The 19,750-nt window shown below is 51.5% G+C and carries 20 protein-coding genes; 18 read left to right on the top strand and 2 right to left on the bottom strand.

Annotated features, from left to right (window positions below; translation table 11 throughout):
- Positions 1-166 precede the first annotated feature (166 nt).
- The 14 genes from IE074_RS08785 (at position 167) to IE074_RS08720 (ending at position 13,607) form a co-directional block, all read left to right on the top strand.
- A complete protein-coding gene (locus IE074_RS08785; protein WP_189385101.1) occupies positions 167-436 on the top strand; it encodes a Flp family type IVb pilin in 270 nt (89 codons plus the stop codon).
- Positions 436-1,761: a hypothetical protein gene (locus IE074_RS08780; protein WP_229793955.1), complete on the top strand. Its 1,326-nt coding sequence runs from the start codon at positions 436-438 to the stop codon at positions 1,759-1,761. Before IE074_RS08785 ends, IE074_RS08780 begins: the two co-directional genes overlap by 1 nt.
- A complete protein-coding gene (locus IE074_RS08775) occupies positions 1,758-2,492 on the top strand; it encodes a pilus assembly protein (RefSeq protein ID WP_189385100.1) in 735 nt (244 codons plus the stop codon). The genes IE074_RS08780 and IE074_RS08775 overlap by 4 nt, the downstream gene beginning before the upstream one ends.
- On the top strand, positions 2,493-3,203 hold the full coding sequence (locus IE074_RS08770; RefSeq protein ID WP_189385099.1) for a hypothetical protein: 711 nt from the start codon (positions 2,493-2,495) through the stop codon (positions 3,201-3,203).
- A complete protein-coding gene (cpaB, locus tag IE074_RS08765; protein WP_189385098.1) occupies positions 3,200-4,180 on the top strand; it encodes a Flp pilus assembly protein CpaB in 981 nt (326 codons plus the stop codon). Before IE074_RS08770 ends, cpaB begins: the two co-directional genes overlap by 4 nt.
- A 25-nt stretch (positions 4,181-4,205) precedes the next feature.
- Positions 4,206-5,666 carry a type II and III secretion system protein family protein gene (locus IE074_RS08760; protein WP_229793954.1) on the top strand — a complete coding sequence of 487 codons (1,461 nt, stop codon included), beginning with the start codon at positions 4,206-4,208 and terminating at the stop codon, positions 5,664-5,666.
- 28 nt (positions 5,667-5,694) lie between these two features.
- On the top strand, positions 5,695-7,452 hold the full coding sequence (locus IE074_RS08755; protein WP_189385097.1) for a TadA family conjugal transfer-associated ATPase: 1,758 nt from the start codon (positions 5,695-5,697) through the stop codon (positions 7,450-7,452).
- A gap of 14 nt (positions 7,453-7,466) precedes the next feature.
- The gene (locus tag IE074_RS08750) at positions 7,467-8,324 is read left to right on the top strand and encodes a type II secretion system F family protein (RefSeq protein ID WP_229793953.1); all 858 of its coding nucleotides are present in this window, start codon (positions 7,467-7,469) and stop codon (positions 8,322-8,324) included.
- A 9-nt stretch (positions 8,325-8,333) separates the two neighbouring features.
- Positions 8,334-9,212 carry a type II secretion system F family protein gene (locus IE074_RS08745; RefSeq protein WP_189385096.1) on the top strand — a complete coding sequence of 293 codons (879 nt, stop codon included), beginning with the start codon at positions 8,334-8,336 and terminating at the stop codon, positions 9,210-9,212.
- The gene (locus tag IE074_RS08740; RefSeq protein ID WP_189385095.1) at positions 9,212-9,556 is read left to right on the top strand and encodes a DUF192 domain-containing protein; all 345 of its coding nucleotides are present in this window, start codon (positions 9,212-9,214) and stop codon (positions 9,554-9,556) included. Before IE074_RS08745 ends, IE074_RS08740 begins: the two co-directional genes overlap by 1 nt.
- A 317-nt stretch (positions 9,557-9,873) precedes the next feature.
- A complete protein-coding gene (locus IE074_RS08735; protein ID WP_189385094.1) occupies positions 9,874-11,673 on the top strand; it encodes an acyl-CoA dehydrogenase in 1,800 nt (599 codons plus the stop codon).
- Positions 11,674-11,955: 282 nt separating this feature from the next.
- Complete coding sequence (locus IE074_RS08730) at positions 11,956-12,189, top strand: hypothetical protein (protein ID WP_189385093.1); 234 nt, start codon at positions 11,956-11,958, stop codon at positions 12,187-12,189.
- 233 nt (positions 12,190-12,422) lie between these two features.
- Positions 12,423-12,800, top strand: coding sequence for a 50S ribosomal protein L19 (gene rplS / locus IE074_RS08725; RefSeq protein ID WP_169294585.1), 378 nt, complete (start codon positions 12,423-12,425; stop codon positions 12,798-12,800).
- Positions 12,801-12,887: 87 nt separating this feature from the next.
- Positions 12,888-13,607: a CoA pyrophosphatase gene (locus IE074_RS08720; protein WP_229793952.1), complete on the top strand. Its 720-nt coding sequence runs from the start codon at positions 12,888-12,890 to the stop codon at positions 13,605-13,607.
- Positions 13,608-13,681: 74 nt separating this feature from the next.
- Here the strand turns inward: IE074_RS08720 and rsgA are convergent, their stop codons facing one another.
- Together rsgA and IE074_RS08710 are read right to left on the bottom strand one after the other, a co-directional pair.
- The gene (gene rsgA / locus IE074_RS08715) at positions 13,682-14,569 is read right to left on the bottom strand and encodes a ribosome small subunit-dependent GTPase A (protein WP_189385091.1); all 888 of its coding nucleotides are present in this window, start codon (positions 14,567-14,569) and stop codon (positions 13,682-13,684) included.
- 4 nt (positions 14,570-14,573) lie between these two features.
- On the bottom strand, positions 14,574-15,839 hold the full coding sequence (locus tag IE074_RS08710) for a M48 family metallopeptidase (protein WP_189385090.1): 1,266 nt from the start codon (positions 15,837-15,839) through the stop codon (positions 14,574-14,576).
- 57 nt (positions 15,840-15,896) lie between these two features.
- On the opposite strand from IE074_RS08710, the gene orn reads away from it, so the two are divergent.
- Genes orn through uvrC form a run of 4 tightly spaced genes read left to right on the top strand, consistent with a single transcriptional unit; the run spans position 15,897 to position 19,740 of the window.
- Entirely contained in the window at positions 15,897-16,442 is a 546-nt protein-coding gene (gene orn, locus IE074_RS08705) for an oligoribonuclease (RefSeq protein WP_189385089.1), read from the top strand.
- A 23-nt stretch (positions 16,443-16,465) separates the two neighbouring features.
- On the top strand, positions 16,466-16,900 hold the full coding sequence (gene acpS / locus IE074_RS08700; RefSeq protein WP_189385088.1) for a holo-ACP synthase: 435 nt from the start codon (positions 16,466-16,468) through the stop codon (positions 16,898-16,900).
- Position 16,901: 1 nt separating this feature from the next.
- A complete protein-coding gene (gene nagZ, locus IE074_RS08695) occupies positions 16,902-17,948 on the top strand; it encodes a beta-N-acetylhexosaminidase (RefSeq protein WP_189385087.1) in 1,047 nt (348 codons plus the stop codon).
- Complete coding sequence (uvrC, locus tag IE074_RS08690) at positions 17,911-19,740, top strand: excinuclease ABC subunit UvrC (RefSeq protein ID WP_189385086.1); 1,830 nt, start codon at positions 17,911-17,913, stop codon at positions 19,738-19,740. Before nagZ ends, uvrC begins: the two co-directional genes overlap by 38 nt.
- The last annotated feature ends 10 nt before the right edge of the window (positions 19,741-19,750 follow it).

The raw sequence follows: 19,750 nt of genomic DNA, 5'->3' as shown, positions 1-19,750 counted from the left end.
GCGGGGAATAATTCAAATGGATGAAGGCAAATTATAGGGTGTGTGGGGTCATTTGCAAAATGGTCCGGTTTGTCCATGATGCTTTTGACTATTTCGGTTTTTGCGAATTGTTGATTCATGAGGGTGGTAGCAAACTATGCCTGTTGCTATTTATAAGGAGAACCCCATGAAAAAAGCCCGTTTCAGGCAGCGCGGACAAGGCATGACCGAGTACATTATTATCGTTGCCCTGGTGGCCATTTCCGCAATTGCCGTGTATCAATTGTTTGGGCAGGTCATTCGCTCGCAAACCGCGGCCATGGCCAGTGAATTGGCGGGTGAAGACGGTACCGAGTATTCCGCTTCCGCACAAAATGCCGCACAGGCCGCCTCTGCGCAAACCACGGCAAAATCCCTTAAAAGCTTTACCGGCAATGCAGGTTCGGGCGGGCAATAATGGCAATGCTCCCCAGCCATGCAGCAAGGCAAATTCATGTGCAGTCCGGTCAGGCGCTTGTGCTGGGGATACTGCTGTTGGGTATGCTTGCCATTGCCATGAACGCGCTATTCAGCACTGGCAGGCTCATTGGTGTCAAGGCGCGTCAGCTTAATACGGTAGATGCTGGCGCGTATTCGGGGGCGCTCATTCAGGCACGTGCCCTGAATATGCAGGCTTATATCAATATTGCCCAAATTGGTCATCAAATGGCCATGGCGCATTTGGTTACCCTGGGGTCCTGGGCAAAATTCAGTGCCACGCAGGGACAGCAGGCCAGTGCCGGAAACCCGCCCGCCTATTTGATCGGCATGATGTTTGGCAGCGGGCATATGCAGGCCTATCAGTCTGCCCGCAAGGCGCGGGCCATAGCCAATATCGCCAATCCGGGCAATGAATTGTTCCAGGCATTTGAGGCGCACGACAAGGCGGTACACAAGGTGCTGCAGGCAGCAAGCCTGGCTATCGATAAAACACTTGAATCCGCTCGTAACCGGGCTATCGAGAAAGTGATTCTGGCCAACTATCCTGAACCGCATATTCGAAAGGAACTGTCCTGGGAAGTGCAGCATGACAATTTTCAAGGGTTTTCTGCGGTTTTTGAACCCACGGGAAATTATCGCTCATTAATCGGGCAGGTGGCCGGCGTGTATCGCTTTCTGGATGAGCGCAATCATGTTCGCAAAAATGCATGGATGGTGAATGATAAATGCCCCTGGAAACGTCATGAATTAAGGCGCAGGGGGCAAACCGTCCTGGATGAAAAAGGAAATTGGCAGTCTATCGACACCGAGTCTTATCATGCCTTGCGTTCGAATCGCTGGATTGGCTGTTATTTCAGGGAGTATCCCATGGGATGGGGCTGGGTGCCTGGCAATGCAAACAGCATGGCTATGGATTTGCCTCATACACAGACACCACCCGATAATTTTTCCGGCATTGATTTTTGGCGTTGGGTAAGGCAAGCCACTCAATGGAACATTTATGGTGGCAATCAGAATCCGCTGGCCAATTCCCGTGCAGTGGCGGCTCGCCAGCGCTGGCAAGGAGGTGGCCTGGCCAATTATGTGGACATTGCCAATGCAGGTCGGCAGTCATCGGTGGAATTCACGCTTTCCTTAACCCGCAAGAACGCCTGGGGGCATGACTTTACGGTTAACAGTCGCGCACAAACTTTCTTTGAAAGGCCGCAGGCACGCGCAGACAGGCGGGTTGAAAAAGCCAATTTCTGGCACCCATTCTGGCAGGTACGTTTGGTTGATACAGGGCTAAAGGTGCTTGAATGAAACGGACACTGCAAAGCGGCCAGGCTTTGGCCGAAGGTTTGGTGGTCATGCTGGTTTTATTGCTGTTCTTTGTGGGTATTGCATGGCTGGGTCGCTTGCTGGATATGGGGTTGCAGGCCTCACATGCCAGTCATTATGGCGCTTTTCAGCTGGGCCGGGAAATTCCTGACATCAACAAGGCTGAACTGGCATCCCGGTTTTTGTTGGGCCAGGAAAAAAACTGGCGTGACCGAAGAGGAAATTTATTGCTGAACAGTGATGCCATTGCCATCACCGTAGACCGTACTGAAAAGTTGAATGCCTTTATGCAGCCAGGCTCAAACCATGCGCAGGCCTCTTTGCTGCGTAAAGACTGGCAAATTGAAGATCCGGGCATGGCCAGGCTGTCACTCAGCTTAACCCCGCTGTTTACCGCGGCACGCAAGCAGCCCGACTCAAAAGCAGCGCTTGGTTTGGGGCTTGATTTTTTTGATCATTTTTCACTTTCCATCAAGCGGCATACCAGCATCCTCACAGGCGCCGGGCACGCCGCCAGCGATCAGGCCGCGCATGCTCATACTTCACTTGGCCGTGAAGGCTGGCAAAACGCGGCAAGCCTGTCATATGCAAGCGGTCGCAAAATTCAATCTTTTTCACAAAGTGTAGATGCCCCCTGGGATCGACCACAGCCCGTTTTTGACTGGCTGCAACCCTGGCAGGGCATGTTGCCCGCCCATCACCTGGAGCAATGAATGAGCAGCCCACTAACACGAATATTGGTTTTAATGGCTGCCATGACATTGGCCATGCCGGTTTTTGCCAAAGAAGGGCTATCACAAATGTCCAGCCGCCTGTTGCGTTCATTAAAGGTTGAAAAGTTTGACCTGGCCCAGGAAATGAAAGTGTTTGGAGAGCCGGCCATGACCGTTGTGTTTACCCGTAACCAATCACTGGATGGCTTTATGCAGCAGGTTCAGGATGGGAAGACGGTTTTCAGTTACGCGGACGTGATTGACGGCCAGGTTTTTTTGCATGCCAGCCTGGAACAGGCGCAGGTCATGTTGCGCCTGTTCGCCACCGCTGAAAACAGTTTCAGGGGTGAATTAAGCGTCATTGAAAATCAGCGCTCAGCCGCTTTAAACCCGTCTTCTTTGATGGATGAACGGGTCGCCGCCAGATTTTTACCGTGGATACCGGCAGGCGCACAATTATTGATGGATATCGAATTGCCTGGCAGGGAAAAAGTGCTGCAACAGCTTTATCTGCTCAGCCAATCCGCCGGGCAAACGAGGCATGAATTAAAGACCCGTTTGCTGGCCAGGCAATGGGTGCCAGACAGCGAGGTGTTCCTGGGGCAGGATGTTTGGCATAAAGACAATGAATCGCTTTATGTCTTTGTTCATGAAACCCAGACAGGTGCAGGCGTTTATCTGATGAAAAAAACCAAACAGGCAGAACAATGAAAAAACGTAAATGGCTGGATAAAACAGTCGTGATGGCGGGGGTGGCTATATTGGCGGGCTTGTTTGCCGCCTGGGCTGCCAGGGAATACATACAGGACAAAATCAGACAGATCGAGCAGGAAGCACAGGTCAAGACCATTCAAAGAGTGGTGGCGGCCTACGACTTGCCTGAAGGTACCCGTATAGAGGCGGTACACGTGGCTGTGCGTGAAATCCCGGAGCCATGGGTGGCAAGCGGTAGCCTGGCACCGGAAGAGTTCATTCAGATAGAGGGACAGCTTGTTACCACGGCGTTAAAAGTCGGTGACCCGGTTTTATGGGCCAATGTGGCAAAGGCTGGAAATGCACCGTTTTCCGCCAAAATCAACCCGGGAAGAAGGGCGGTCACCATGCCTGTGGATGCCATCAATTCAGTATCGGGCATGCTGGTACCTGGTGACCTGATCGATCTTTACGTGTCCTTCGAGTATCGCAAACGGCAAATTACCGCACCACTGCTGCAAGGGGTATTGGTGATGGCAACCGGCCGGCAAAGCAAAAGCGGGTATGCCGAAGGCCTTGAAGACAGTGGCGCTGACCAGGGTTATTCAACCGTCACGCTGGACACGGCCCCAGAAGAGGCTGCCAAACTGGTGGCTGCCCGTCAGGCTGGCATGATTACGGCCTTGTTAAGAAACCCTGAGGACAACAAGGCAACCCAAAAAGCGGTGCGAGGGGATCTGGCCAGTATTCTGGGCATTGCCACGCCACCGCCACCCGTCAGGAAAAAACCGGCGGTTATTTATGGCGATGATTCATTAAGAAAACTGCCTGGGCTAGCCCTGCCGCCCAACCCTGAAACTTCAGGTAAACGGGATGACCGTGGCGTGTTTGAATTGCCCGCGCAGGAAGATATTGTCAGTGCCTGGATCAATTCATTGCCCGGGTCAATGCAAACGGCAACCGGTGCGCAAATGGATTTTATGGTTGAGCAGTAAACAGGAAGAATGAGGAGTGAAGTTGATGTTGGCAAGAAAAACAAAAGCGATCATGTTGAAGATGATCTTCGGAGGACTCTGCGTCTTGGCTGCCTGGCCGGTTTGGGCGGCCGATGATCCGGTTCATTTGCGATTGAATATTGGTGACATACGGGTTTTGCCCATGCCTGATATTGCCCGTATCGCGGTGGGGGACAGCAAGGTGGTTAATGCGGTCAGCGATGATGACCGGGAGGTGATCGTGTTTGCCAAAGATCAGGGGCAAACCACGCTGCAAATCTGGGACGTGCACGGAGATCGAAAAATTTTTCAGATTGTCGTGCAGGCAGCGGAGGAACAAAGGTTGATGCAGGATATCCGGCGTATCCTGGTGCGTATTCCCAAGGTACGTGCCAGTATCGTCGGAGATAAAGTGATTGTCGAGGGTGACAGCCTGACCGATGCCGATCGTGAGCGGGTTGGTATTCTGGCCAAACACTATCCGCAAATCATTGATATGACGAGCCAGGTGGGATGGGACCAGATGGTGTTGCTGGATGTGCAAATACTGGAGCTGCCACGCAATTATCTGCAGGAACTTGGCGTGCGCTGGAATCCGGCTTCGACAGGCGGGTTGAATGCGGGCATGACCTGGGATGCCGCTTCTTCAAAATTGTTTGAACGGGTGGGTGAGCAGGTCATGAACGTGCCGTTTCCCATGAATAATCCGGCCGGTTATTTTGGTGTCAGTGCCGTGCTTTCATCCACCATTCAGGCCATGGCAACCCAGGGTGAAGCGGTTGTTCTGGCGCAACCGCAACTGATGGCACGCAGCGGGGCCACTGCAGAGTTCCTGGCCGGCGGTGAGGTTCCCTATTCAGTGACCGACAGCAATGGCAATACCCAGACCATTTTCAAACCCTATGGCGTGAGTTTGTTCATTACGCCCCGGATAGAAAAAAATGGCACGGTACGCTCAAAAATCAATGTCGAGGTCAGTTCGGTGGATGCCTCCATGAACCTGGCTGGCGGGCCGGCACTTAAAACCCGGCGCACCTCCACCGAGTTTAATGTCCAATCGGGAGAAACGCTGGTGCTGGCCGGGTTCATCTCGCGTGACCAGATGCAAAACACCGATAAGGTGCCGGGTTTTGGCGATACCCCCATTTTAGGTGCCTTGTTCAAGTCCCGTAAATTCCAGAACAATGAATCAGAGCTGGCTATTTTTGTACGGCCTGTGGTGGTGTCTGCCGATAACAAGGATTTGCAAAAACGGGTCAAGCGTTCAAAGCTTATTCTGGACAGTACTTTTGAGGCGGGGCCCTTGCTTAATGTGCCTGTGCAAGGCGAACCGCAGAAAGATGAAGGAGGGCCGTCTGAGAAAAAAACCAGGATTGAAGACAAGCCTGGAAAACGTAAATGGCAAGGCAATGAGCTGCAAGGCTCTGTATGGAATCCGGTTCTTGATGCTCCTGTAACCGGCATTCGGTTCAGGAAATCCCGGTAATCCATTAGGCGCGGAAAAGGATAGAACCATGCTTAGAATTGAAATGCAGTTTGAAGATGGTAAAAAGGAAATCAGGGAAATGCCATTGCCTTTTGAGATTGGCCGTTTGGCTGGGTGCGGGCTGCGATTGCGCAGCTGGCGGGTGGCCAAAAAGCATGCCCGGCTGGAGGCCAGGGATGCGGGTGTGTTTATTGAAGACCTGGGTGCGATTACCGGTACCATGTTGAATGGTCAGCGAATAAGCCGTCACGGGCCTTTGCAGGAAGGCGATGAAATTATTATTGGCCCCTGCATGATGAAAATAAGGCAAATCTGTCGCTTGCAAGACGGTCAAGATCGACAAGACGGGTCTGGGGACATCGCCAGTGCTATGGCAACCCCGTTCCCCGGGAAATCCGGTTCAGAGGAGGAGCGGCTTGAAACGGATTTGGCATTCATGCCGCAGGCGGCCCAATCATGCAGGGCTGCTCAGGAAAAGCCCCGGCAAGATCTGGCACAGCACCTGTATATCCGCCGGCGCCTGCACGGGGCCTTGCTTGAGGCGCTGGATTTGCGTCGCCGGGATGTCTCCATGATGAGTGACGAGGCGCTCAGGAGCGAAGCGGGCGGATTGTTGGACAAAATAATCCAAACCGATGAGGAGATTCCCCCCGCTGTAAACAGGCAACGATTGATGCAAGAAGTGCTTGACGAAGCGGTGGGCCTTGGGCCACTTGAACCGTTGCTGCAAGACGCCAATATTACCGAGATCATGGTAAACCGCCATGATGAGATCTATGTCGAGGAAAATGGCCGTCTCCAACGGCATCATGCCGCGTTCAGTTCCGAGCAGGCGGTGGTGGGGGTCATAGACCGGATTGTGGCGCCAATTGGCCGGCGCATTGATGAAAGTTCACCCATGGTGGACGCCCGGCTGGCCGATGGTTCCCGGGTCAATGCGATTATTCCACCGATTGCCCTGAAGGGTGCCAGCCTGACCATCAGGAAGTTCCCCCGGCATCGTCCCGCCATGCAGGATTTGTTAAAACTGGGTTCACTGGATACCTGCATGAGCCGTTTTCTGGAATCGTGCGTACGCCTGCGTAAAAATATTATCGTCTCGGGCGGTACGGGTTCCGGCAAAACCACCTTGCTGAACATTCTGTCCAATTGCATTCCGGCAGATGAAAGGATAGTCACAATTGAAGACGCGGCAGAATTGCGGCTTAATCACGCGCATCTGGTGGCACTGGAGGCACGTCCGGCCAACCTCGAGGGGAGGGGGCAAGTCATGATTCGGGATTTGGTGCGTAACGCCCTTCGCATGCGTCCCGACCGGATTGTAGTGGGCGAATGCCGCGGGGCGGAAGCCTTTGATATGTTGGGGGCCATGAATACCGGACACGAGGGGTCGTTAACCACTTTGCATGCCAATACCCCACGCGATGCCCTGTCACGGCTTGAAACCATGATTTTAATGGCGGGAATGGATTTGCCACTGATTGCGGTGCGTGAGCATATTGCTGCCAGTATTGAATTCATCATTCAGCAAACCCGCCTGTCCAGTGGACGCAGGGTGGTGACCTCAATTGTTGAAGTGGGCGGGATGGAAAACGGCGTGATCAAAACACAGGAGATTTTTGCCTTTGAGCGAAAAGGTGGGGGTGTTTTTGCCGGGGCGGGCATTATACCCAATTGTTTCGAGCGCATGAGGCAGGAGGGATTTGACTTTGATCCTGCGCTGTTCAGCCAACGTAATGAAGCAAGCTCCCATGCGGCTTCATTCAACGAGATCGCCTCTCATTAAGATGGATCCTTTGTATGCAAAATAGCATGATCTGGTTTGTGTTGGTGTTGTGCAGTGTTGCTGCAGCGATCCTGTTCTGGTTTGCCTTGAAATGGCTGTTGACTGCTTTCAGGAAGTATGAACATGATTTCAAGCACCAGACCCAAAAAAGCATGAGTGATTTTTTCCTGTTTTTTGATCCGGTGCAGTTGTGGACGCTGGCCGTGTTAATGGGTGTACTGACCGTTATTCTAATCTGGTTGCTGTCCAATAGCCTGCCGGTTGCTGTGGTAATGGGGCTGGTGGTGTTGATGGCGCCACGTCATGTGCTGTCTGTCTTAAGAAAGCGTCGTCTTGACCGGTTTGACCGGCAATTGCCGGATATGTTGTTGTCCCTGTCTGGCGCGTTGCAGGCCGGTACGGGGGTGCAAAACGCCCTGAAACTGCTGGTTGAGGAAGCTCCGTCTCCCTTGGGGCAGGAAATTGGGCTGATGCAGCGGGAACAGCGCCTTGGGCTGTCATTTGAACAGGCCTTGGACAACCTTGCCCAACGCATGCCTTCGGAGGCAACCGGACTGGTGGTGTCCGTCCTGAAGATCGCCACGCAAAGTGGGGGGAACCTGTCCGAAGCCTTGGACAGGATTTCTCTTACATTACGCTCACGTATACAAATTCAGGGTCGCATCAGGGCGCTCACCTCTCAGGGAAAAATGCAGGCCTGGGTCATGTCCAGTCTGCCCGTTGGCCTGATGCTGGTGCTTAACCTGATTGATCCGCAATCCATGCGGTTTTTATGGAGAACACCCATGGGCTGGGCAGTGCTGGCCGTTATTGTGGTGCTTGAGGTGGCCGGTGCATGGATGATCAGAAAAATAGTGTCCATAGATATTTAGGAGCTGATATTGAAATTCTGGTTAAGTATAGGAGCGGCAGGTGTTTGCTTATACCTGTGTGTGTTTCTGCTGCTTCGCCCCGGCATGCAAGGCGCTTCGTTGCCCCTGGAACCCACACATCCCTGGCTGTTAAGGCTGCTTTGGCCCTGGGTAGACCGTATGGGTCGTTTTGCGCAACCGTTTTTATCCTGGAAGTACCGGCTTCGGGTTGACAGGGAGTTGCGTTATGCGGGTCTGGAGCGCAAACTGACTTGCATGAATATGAGCGCGCTGCAGTTGCTGACCGGACTGGCAGGCGCTTTGCTGATGATGTTGTTGGGTATCAGCGTATTATCATGGCCTTTGGGTCTGTCTTTGCTGGTGGCCATAGGGCCGGCCCTGTTTTGCGCCTGGTTACCCCGGCATTGGGTGCGTTTGCAGGGCAGGCAAAGGCAAAGGCAGATATTGAAGGCTTTTCCTTTCATGCTTGATATGACCACCCTGTGTGTAGAGTCCGGGCTTAACCTGCAGGGGGCACTTATCCAGACGGCCAGGCTCAGTCCCGAAGGTCCTTTGCGCCAGGCGCTTGGGCATGCGCTGAACGATATGCGTGCCGGCATGCCCCGGCTGGACGCCTTGCGGACCATGGCAGACCGAACCGGCGTGCAGGCCTTGCGCCAGTGGGTTACTGCCATGGCACAGGCCGATGCATTGGGGATGGGGTTGGGGCCCATTTTGCGGGCGCAATCCGATCAACGGCGCTCGGAGCGTTTTCTTCAGGCCGAAAAACTGGCCATGGAAGCACCCGTCAAAATGCTGTTACCCCTGGTTTTGTGTATTTTTCCCTGTACTTTTATTGTGATTGCCTTTCCGATAGGCATGAAATTGCTTCATTCAGGCCTGTCTTAATGCAGCTGTATCAGGCAAACACCTTTTGGCAGCGCTTCAAAGGCCTGCTTGGCAAGAAAACCTGGCCCGCCAACCAGGTCTTGTTGATTCGGCCATGCAGCAGCGTACATACCGTGGGTATGCGGTTTCCCATCTGCGTGATTTTTCTAGGCCGTGATTATCGGGTACTTAAAGTGATTTCTTTCCTGAAACCATGGCGGCTTGCCTATTGTCGCAAGGCATATTGTGTGCTTGAGCTGGCAACAGGCGTTTTGTCTGAGGATAAGGCACTTGCCTGGGAGCAGGCATGTTGTCTGGCTGAAGGTTTTTTTCAGCAGATATCTGAAAAGCGGACAGGCAACTGATGCAATGGCTGGCGTACACCAGAGCAACACCGCTGAATTGATATCCTCTCCGCCCTAAACGGTGGGGCCTGTCGCGCACCGGGTCAATCAGACTCGTTTTAAAAATAAAAACGCCAATATATTGTTTTATATTAAATTTAAAACCCGCGATTGAAACAACTTTTAACAGCTTTGTCGTAGAATAAATCGTTTATATTTGGCAGGCATGCTGTTATGTCCGGTAGTCAGATGCAAGCTGTTGTGTATTGGTTTTTTCATGGTCATTGCAATAGGCCAGGCCGGTTTTTTTAATTTATAACTATTTAGCAGGGACAAAGATGAGCTATAAAGCGCCAATTGAAGATATTACCTTCAATCTGAAAGATATGGGTTTATTGGGTGATGTTTTGCCATTGCCAGGGTTTGAAGAGGTTTCCGAAGATGTGGTAGAGGCGGTGCTAGAGGAAAATGCCCGTTTCGTGGAAGAAGTGGTGGCCCCGCTTAATGTGGTTGGCGATCGCGAGCATTCAGTCTGGAATGATGGGCAGGTAAAAACCCCGCAAGGCTTTAAAGAGGCTTTTGAAATTTTTGCCGCGGGTGGCTGGCAAGGTTTGCAGCACGATGCTGAGCATGGTGGCCAGGGCTTTCCCAAAGTCGTGGCGGCGGCCACCTCTGAAAACCTGAACGCGGCCAATCTGTCTTTTTCCTTGTGTCCCCTGCTCACCGATGGCGCCATAGAAGCCATTACCCAGGCAGGCTCCCGGGAACAAAAAGAAACCTATATTCCCCCCATGCTTGAAGGGCGCTGGACAGGCACCATGAACCTGACCGAGCCGCAGGCCGGTTCGGATCTGGCATTGGTGAATGCCAAAGCCGTTCCCCAGGACGACGGCAGCTATCGTATTTTTGGCCAGAAAATTTTCATTACCTACGGAGAGCACGACATGGCAGAAAATATCGTGCATCTGGTGCTGGCCCGTACACCAGGTTCACCAGCGGGTATCAAGGGTATTTCGCTTTTTATTGTGCCTAAATTCCTGGTCAATGAAGATGGCAGCCTGGGCAAGCGCAATGATGTCTGGTGCGCTTCCCTGGAAGAAAAACTGGGTATTAACGCCAGCCCCACCGCAGTCCTGCTGTTTGGTTCAGGCAAGTCGGAAGAAGTGGGTGAGGGGGCGATTGGTTATCTGGTGGGTCAGGAAAACCAGGGGCTGCAGTATATGTTTGTCATGATGAATGCGGCCCGTTATAACGTGGGTATCCAGGGGATTGCCGTTTCCGAGCGGGCCTTGCAGCAGGCCCGGCAATACGCCCAAGACCGGGTCCAGAGCAATGCCCTGGAAGGGTCTGCCGGGCCGGTGCCTATTGTCAATCATCCCGATGTGCAGCGCATGCTTACCACTATGCGCGGCCTTACCGAGGGTGCCCGTGCGGTTGCCATGTACGCGGCCCGGGCCAATGACCTGTCAGTTAACCATCCCGATGAGGCCATTCGGGTCAGTAACAAGGCGGTTTATGAGTATCTGGTGCCCATTGTGAAAGGATTTTCTACCGAAAATGCCATTGAGGTCGCTTCATTGGGCGTACAGGTGCATGGGGGCATGGGTTTTATAGAAGAAACGGGTGCTGCCCAGTATTATCGTGATGCCCGTATTTTATCTATCTACGAAGGCACTACGGCTATCCAGGCCAATGATTTTGTGGGTCGTAAAACTTTGCGTGATGGCGGTGCCGTTGCCAAAGGGTTTGTCAAATCCATGCATGAAACCGTGGCCGAGCTTAAGCAATATGCCAATAGCAGGCAATTGGCTTTTATTGCCGCCCAGCTGGAAATTGCCACCCGGGCCTACGAGGCCAGCATTGATTATGTGCTTGAAACCGCAAAAGCGGGTAATATGCGTGCTGTTTTCATGGGTAGCGTGCCATTCCTGATGTTATCCGGTTATGTGCATGCCGGCTGGCAGCTGGCACGTGCCGCGCTTAAATGCCAGGGTCACAACGAAGCTTTTTATACCCAAAAACAGTCCACAGCCGTTTTTTATGCCGCGCATTTGCTACCTCGCGTCTCTGCGTTGTCAGCAGCTGTACTGGCTGGCGACCTGGCACAGGAAAGTCTTGCTTATTTGAAAACTGTTTAAGTTTCTTGTCTTGCCGGCTTTTGTCTGGCCTGAATCCTCGCGGTAGCAAGTAGCAGCTTGTTGTCTGTCCGGATATGAGGCCGCTTGCTCTTTTTGGGGCAGGCGGTTTTTTTTGTTGTGTTTTCACCAAGGAAAAATTAATCACTTGCCAAAAGTACTGTATAAATATACAGTACTGTTTATCGCATGCATAGTTGCGATATTCCAGGTTAGGGTCCTGGTATTTCTGCCGGGTGTGGTTTATGCCATATCCGGCAGTTCCGAACTTTCAGGAGGCTATAAATGCAAGCAGGTAAACTTTCTTCATCAGGTTCAATCAATCGTCATATGGCTAACGACATTTCCTGGTCTCCGTATGATCAAACTTATGCCATGTTAAACAATTCCAGGCTTCGTTGCCATTCACGTAAAAACCATTTGTCTTTAGGTCAAATGTTTATGGACGTTTGTTCAGCGCTGGTGTGGGCGGTGGCCATCCCCCTTGTGTTGTTTATTGGTACGATGGCAGGTTATTAGTATAAATACCTGCCTAGTGTTGTGCAAACATTACTTTTTTTGCCTGTAAAATGGTTGTGAATGTCTTAAGCATAAGAAAATACTGGCATTTATGCATTTAAGGGTATATAATTTTCTGCTTTATTGTATTCATCCTCTGGCGGCTTTGCGGGTAAAGGGTTACCTGCAATACGGCGTAAAAATAAATGCTTTGTATCAGTTTTTAGCCGTGAATGATGATTTAAGGAGTTCTCATGAACCTTATCGAACAACTCGAGAAAGAAGAGATTGATCGCCTGACTGGTGGTACACCGGCTGTTGAATTTGCACCTGGTGATACAGTTATCGTTAACGTAAACGTAGTTGAAGGCACACGTAAACGTGTACAGGCTTACGAAGGTGTTGTTATTGCCAAGCGTAACCGTGGTCTGAACTCGGCATTCATCGTACGTAAAATTTCTTCCGGTGAAGCCGTAGAGCGTACATTCCAATTGTACTCTCCAACCATTGCTTCCATCGAAGTGAAGCGTCGTGGTGATGTGCGTCGTGCCAAACTGTACTACTTGCGCAACCGTTCCGGTAAAGCTGCACGTATCAAAGAAAAACTGGTTCGTAAAACAGTGGCAGCATAATTTCATATTTTTTATGAAATTCAGTTGTCCCTGATGAAAAAAGCACCTATATTTATAGGTGCTTTTTTTATTTCAAAGGACTTTTATTTGTCGAAAGAAATTATCAGGCCCCGGCAAAAAATAATCCTGCCATTTGATCCGGTTATCCAGCCTTGGTCACCGGCCAGTGAAAACCTGTCTGCGGTGCCTGGGTCATTGCTGACCCCCGATTTATTCCACAAGGCCTTTGACCATCGTTTTGTCTGGCAGGCAGAGTCACTGCTGCATGACTGGAATGATGTCAAATTCATACAGCATCAAACGTATATTGATGCGGCCGTTCTGTTGCCACTGGTTTATGTCAACAAAGAGATCCATGTCATTTTAACCAAGCGTTCTTCCAAGTTAAAAAATCATGCAGGGCAAATCAGTTTTCCGGGCGGGCGGGTTGAAGAAAGCGATCCCTCTGCCAAAGAAGCCGCGTTGCGTGAAACGGAAGAGGAAATCGGCATTCCGGCTTCCAGCATAGAGGTGGTTGGCCAGTTGCCAGACCTGTTTACCGGCACCGGTTTTCTGATGAAGCCATATGTTGGCTGGGTTGATGAAGGGTTTTCAATTCACACAGACAGCAACGAGGTGGAAGAGGTGTTTTATGTTCCCTTGTCTTTCTTCATGGACCCACGAAACCACCGTTTGCACAATGCAAAATTGCCCGATGGCACGGTACGAAATTATTTTTCAATGCCCTGGAACTCTTATTTTATCTGGGGAGCAACGGCATCGGTCATCAGAAACCTGTACCATCGCCTGCATCAGGCGGCTATTTAAGCCAGACGTGAAAGCCACCCGGTTGCCGGGGCAAAACGGGTTGGGCGCTTTCCGGCCTTCCTTTGCCCCATTCATCAATAGCGTGTGGCCGCCTGGCTTTCAAGCAGGATACGTTCATAAAGCTCATGGCGTTTGCGGCCTATCTTGCCTTCTTCAAGGGCGGCCAGTACACCACATCCCGGTTCGTGCAAATGGGTGCAATTATAAAAACGACATGATTCAATGTGCTCCTTGAACTCCGGGAAACCATTGGCAATATCGGTTTGCGTCAAATGGTAAAGACCAAATGCCTGGAAGCCGGGTGAGTCAATAAGGCAGCCAGTCTGGCTGGGCAAGTGATACAGCCGTGTACTGGTTGTGGTGTGCTTGCCGGTACCCAAAGCCACCGAATGCGCTTGGGTATGCGCCTTGGCGTCAGGAATAAGCACATTTAAAATGCTTGATTTACCCATGCCGCTTTGCCCAAGCAGCAGGCTGGTTTTGTCTTTCAGCAAGGGCAGCAGATCCTGTTTTAACTGTTCAGGCTCATAAATGCTGCATGAAATAATCGGTACCCCCAGTTCACGGTAAATTTCAAGGGATTCCTGGGCGCGTGCCAGGCCGCTGGCAAGGTCGCATTTGTTCAGCAGGATAATCGGGTTGATGTTTGCGCTCCAGGCCCCGGTCAGGGCGCGTCCGGTAAGATCATCAGAAAAAGCCGGTTCAGTGGCGACCACAATGAGCAATTGGTCTACATTGGCGGCAAATTGCTTGGAACGCATTTCATCCGAGCGGTAGAGCAGGTTTTGCCGTTCCAGGGTTTCTTCAATGCTGCCTTCGTCCTCTCCTTGAGGCTGGATTCGGACAAAATCGCCTACGCAAATACCGGTTTTTTTGCCACGGGTGTAGCATTGCCGCAGGTGCCCATCTTCAAGCTCCACCTGGTAATGGCGGCCATGGGCGGAAATAATGCGTCCTTTCATGTGTTTATGCCCTTGAGCCGGTTAATAAATGCTGAATACGGACAGAGGCCGGTGGATGGCTGTCATAAAACGCCGAGTGCACCGGATCAGGGGTAAGGGTGGCGGCATTGTCGTCATAAAGTTTGACCAGTGCTGAAACCAGTGACTGGGCTTCGGCCTGCTGGCTGGCATATAGATCAGCCTGGAATTCGTCTTTACGGGAAAACCAGCTTGCCAGCGGAGAGAGCAGGAAGGTAAATACCGGCACGGCCATGAAAAACAAAATGAGCGCCAGCGCATCATTGCTGCGCATGAGTGCCGGGGTGGCACCCAGGCCTTCATAAAACCAGAGGGTGTTTTTTGCATAGCCTAACAAGGCAAAAAATATCAGGGCAACAAAGAAGCTGATGGCCATTCTCTTGATAATGTGTTTGTGTTTGAAGTGACCCAGCTCATGGGCCAGGACAGCTTCAATTTCTGCACCACTCAGCTTGTTCAGCAAGGTGTCAAAAAACACAATGCGTCGTGATTTGCCAAAACCGGTAAAGTAGGCGTTACCATGGGCAGAACGCCTGGATCCATCCATGACAAACAAGCCATTTAGCGTAAACCCGCAGCGCGAAGCCAGTTTATTAATGCGTTCAGCCAGTTCGGGGTTATCAAGCGGAGTAAATTTATTGAATAGCGGTGCAATAAATGTGGGGTACAAATACAGGATAAGTACATTGAATCCAACCCAAAGAGCCCATGCCCAGAGCCACCAGCCGTTGCCCGCTTCAGCCATTAGCCATAAAATGGCGGCCATTAAGGGCAAGCCAAGAATAAGACTGACCACAATACCTTTGATGGAATCGCTGATGAACAGTTTAAGGGTCATGCGATTGAAGCCGTATTTGGCTTCAAGCCTGAACTGACGCCATAAACTGAAAGGCAGGTGCAGCAGCCCGGTAATAATGCTAACTGAAGCAAGCAGGGCCAGCTGACGCCACATGTCTCCTGAAAATTGCTGTTGCAGGAAAATGTCCAGCAGATGCAAACCACCCAGCAGGGTAAAGCCAACAAGTATCATTGCGTCATATATCCACTCGGTCATCCCCAGTTTCATGCGTTCAACCGTATAATCAGCTGCCCGCTGATGACTGCGCAGGCTTATTTTTTCTGAAAACTCTTCGGGAACCGCGTTGCGGTGCTGGCTGACATGACGTATTTGACGGCTTGAAAGCCATAGCTTGACGATGGTTTCAAGGCCAAGAAACAGGATAAATAAGAGTGTAAACAGCGTTGTTGTCATATGTTAATGATTGCTCTGTGCGAAAATAACGAAACTCAGTATTAAGGATAAATGAAAATGGCAGTAAATGATTTGCGTCTGGTTTGGCTGGATATGGAAATGAGCGGTCTGGATCCTGAAAAAGAAAAAATTCTGGAAATTGCCGTTGTGGTAACCGAACCGGATCTTACTATTGTTGCTGAAGGGCCTGTTTTGGTCATTCATCAACCTGATAGTGTATTAGATGCCATGGATAAATGGAATACGTCCACCCATGGTAAAAGTGGATTAATCCAAAAAGTTAAAGATTCCACTTTAACAGAAGAGCAGGCCGAAGATATTTTGATTGAATTTCTGTCTCAATATGTGCCTAAAGGGGCGTCACCCCTGTGCGGGAATACCATCAGCCAGGATCGTCGTTTCATGTTCAAGTACATGCCCCGTTTCGAACAGTATTTTCATTACCGCAATCTGGACGTCAGCACGCTTAAAGAGCTTTCCCGCCGCTGGAAACCCGAGGTTTACAAGGGTTTTGCCAAGAAAAGCAAGCACGAGGCGCTGGCCGATATTCATGAGTCGATTGACGAAATGAAGTATTATCGGGAACACTTCATTAAAGTGTAAGTCTATCGGGGGCTGGTGAAGACATGAATACATTAATCGGGCAGGCGGGCCCACAGGGAATTGCCGGCATTGGCACAGACTTGATCTATATTCACCGGATACAGGCATCTTACGACCGTTTTGGCATGCGTTTTGCAAAACGGATCCTGGGGCCTGAGGAAATCATCAGGTTTGAGGGGCGGTATACACGCGACGCAGCCCGTGGCATCCGCTTTCTGGCTACGCGTTTTGCCGCCAAAGAGGCTTTTTCCAAGGCTATAGGATTAGGCATGCGTATGCCCATGTATTGGTCTGGCATGCAAACCCTGAATGCGGCCAGCGGCAAACCCGTGGTGGTGCTGGCTGAGCCGCTTAAAACCTGGTATGAACAACGGTTTGGTACGGCACATGTGTCGGTTACCGATGAATCTGATCTGGCCATGGCATTTGTCCTGGTTGAATCTAAAAAAGGACAATAAAATGCAGTCATTGGCAGTACCGCCCGGACCGGTTATGGTTGATGTGCAGGGCATGCAGTTAACCCTTGGCGAAAAAGAACGTTTGCGTCACCCTTTGGTGGGAGCGGTTATTTTGTTTGCCCGCAATTACGAAAGCCCCGAACAGTTAAGTGCGCTTACCCGGGACATTCACGAAGCCCGGAATGCACCTTTGTTGATTGCGGTTGATCATGAGGGTGGTCGGGTGCAGCGTTTCAAAACCAATGGTTTTACGCACTTGCCCGGCATGCGGGAATTGGGTCAGTATTGGGAGCAAAATCCGCAGCAGGCCATTCGTACCGCCACTGAGCTGGCTTATGTCATGGCGGCCGAGTTGCGTGCCTGTGGGGTTGACTTTACCTTTGCACCGGTACTTGACCTTGACTATGGGGTCAGCCAGGTGATTGGCAGCCGTTCTTTTCACCGTGATCCCAAGGTGGTGGCCACACTGGCCCGAGCCATTATTCAGGGGCTTTCTTTGGCGGGTATGGCCGCCTGTGGCAAACATTTTCCGGGACACGGTTTTGTAGAGGCCGATTCCCATTTGGCCATTCCGGTGGATGAGCGCACCCTGGATGAAATCATGAATGAAGATGCGCTGCCTTACCAGTGGCTGGGTGATATGGTGTTGCCCGCGGTTATGCCCGCTCATGTTATTTATCCCAGGGTTGATCACTCACCTGCGGGTTTTTCCCGTAAGTGGATACAGGACATCCTGCGCCGTCAACTTGCTTATAATGGTGTAGTGTTCTCTGATGATCTTACGATGGAAGGAGCCTCGGTGGCCGGTGATATTGTAGCGCGCGCGCAGGCAGCCCTGAAGGCCGGTTGTGATATGGTGCTGGTATGCAACCGCCCCGATCTGGCCGATACGTTGCTGGATCGGCTTGAGTTTACCATTACAAGCCAGTCCATCGAGCGGATTCAGCGCCTGATGCCTTCAACGCCTTTCATGAATTGGGAAGCCCTGCAATTGAATAAGCGGTACCAAGATGCCCGAGCCTTTCGACATAAAATCGTTTCTGAGTGACCTGCCTCATTTGCCGGGTGTTTACCGGCACCTGGATGAGAATGATGTGGTGCTGTATGTGGGCAAGGCGCGTGACCTGAAAAAAAGGGTTTCTTCCTATTTTCAGAAAACACCGTCCAGTCCGCGTATTGCGCATATGGTGGCCCGGGTGGTGCGTCTTGAGGTAACCGTTACGCGCTCCGAGGCCGAGGCCCTGATTCTTGAGAATAATCTCATCAAATCACTGCGCCCGCGCTATAACATTCTGTTCAGGGATGATAAATCCTACCCCTATTTAATGGTTAGCGATCATGCGTTCCCGCGAATTGTGTATTATCGGGGAAGCACCAGCAAGAAAGGGCGATTTTTCGGGCCTTATCCAAACTCTTGGGCAGTGCGCGAAACCATTCAGATTCTGCAGAAAGTGTTTCGTTTGCGCACTTGTGAGGATACGGTGTTTGCCAACCGCTCCCGTCCCTGTTTGTTGCATCAGATCGGGCGCTGTTCCGCGCCCTGTGTGCAGGCTCTTTCCCAAGACGCTTATCGGCAAGACGTAGAAAGGGCGGTGCGTTTTCTGGATGGTCAGGCCAGTGATGTGATTGATGATATTGAAAAACGCATGATGGCGGCTTCCGATGCGCTTCAGTTTGAGCAGGCAGCCATTTTGCGGGATCAGATGCATGCCTTGGCTACGGTTTTGCACCAGCAATCCATGGAAGAAGCGGGTGGCGGTGATGTGGATATTATTGCGGTTGAAATGCTGGGCGGAAAGGTATGTGTTAATTTGGCCATGGTAAGAGGCGGGCGGCATTTGGGCGATAAAGCTTTTTTTCCTGCGCAAACAGATGGCGATACCCCCTCTGATGTCTTGAATGCGTTCGTGGCACAGCATTATCTTGATAATATGATGCCTGCGCTATTAATCTGTTCGCACCCCCTGGCTGAGCCAGAGCTGCTGGAAATGCTTAATGAGCATGCGGGTGGCAATGTGAAGGTGCGTTTGCAGACTCGCGTGCAGGGCGTTAAAAAAGCCTGGCTTGAGCAGGCCACTAAAAATGCCCAATTGGCGCTGTCACGGGTGCTGTCCGAGTCTACGGCAAAAGCGGCACGTACGCTGGCGTTGGCCGAGTTGCTTGGGCTGGATACTGATGAAAATGCACTGGACGATATGCGGATAGAATGTTTCGATATTAGCCATACGGCCGGAGAGGCTACCCAGGCCTCATGTGTGGTTTATCTTCATCATGACATGCAGCCATCACAGTATCGTCGTTACAATATAGCGGGTATTACTCCGGGTGATGATTATGCCGCCATGCGTCAGGTCCTGGAACGACGGTTTTCAAGGGTGGCCGATGCAGAATCTCCCATGCCAAACGTGGTGTTAATTGATGGAGGCAAGGGTCAGGTTGAAATTGCCCGGCAGGTATTCGAGGAATTGGGTCTGGATACCAGTGCGATTGTTGGCGTGGCCAAGGGTGAGGGACGTAAACTGGGCCTTGAAACACTGGTGTTTACCGATGAACGGGAACCGGTGGCGCTGGGTCTGGGTTCTCCGGCACTGATGCTGGTCGCCCAGGTGCGTGATGAAGCGCACCGCTTTGCCATTACCGGCATGCGGGCCAAGCGGGCCAAAACCCGTAATGTATCCAGACTCGAGGAAATCGAGGGGGTTGGCACAAAACGCAGGCAAAAGCTGCTGGCACGCTTTGGCGGGTTTTCGGGCGTGGCGGCCGCCAGTATTGATGATTTACGCTCGGTGGAAGGAATTTCGCAGGCTTTGGCAGAACGTATCTACGAATCACTAAGATAGTGGTAGGATT

Origin of the sequence: Advenella faeciporci (assembly GCF_014652395.1) — a bacterium.
GTDB lineage: Bacteria > Pseudomonadota > Gammaproteobacteria > Burkholderiales > Burkholderiaceae_B > Advenella > Advenella faeciporci.
The sequence above is the reverse complement of the archived record's forward strand: the minus strand, read 5'-3'. Positions and strand labels throughout refer to the sequence as shown.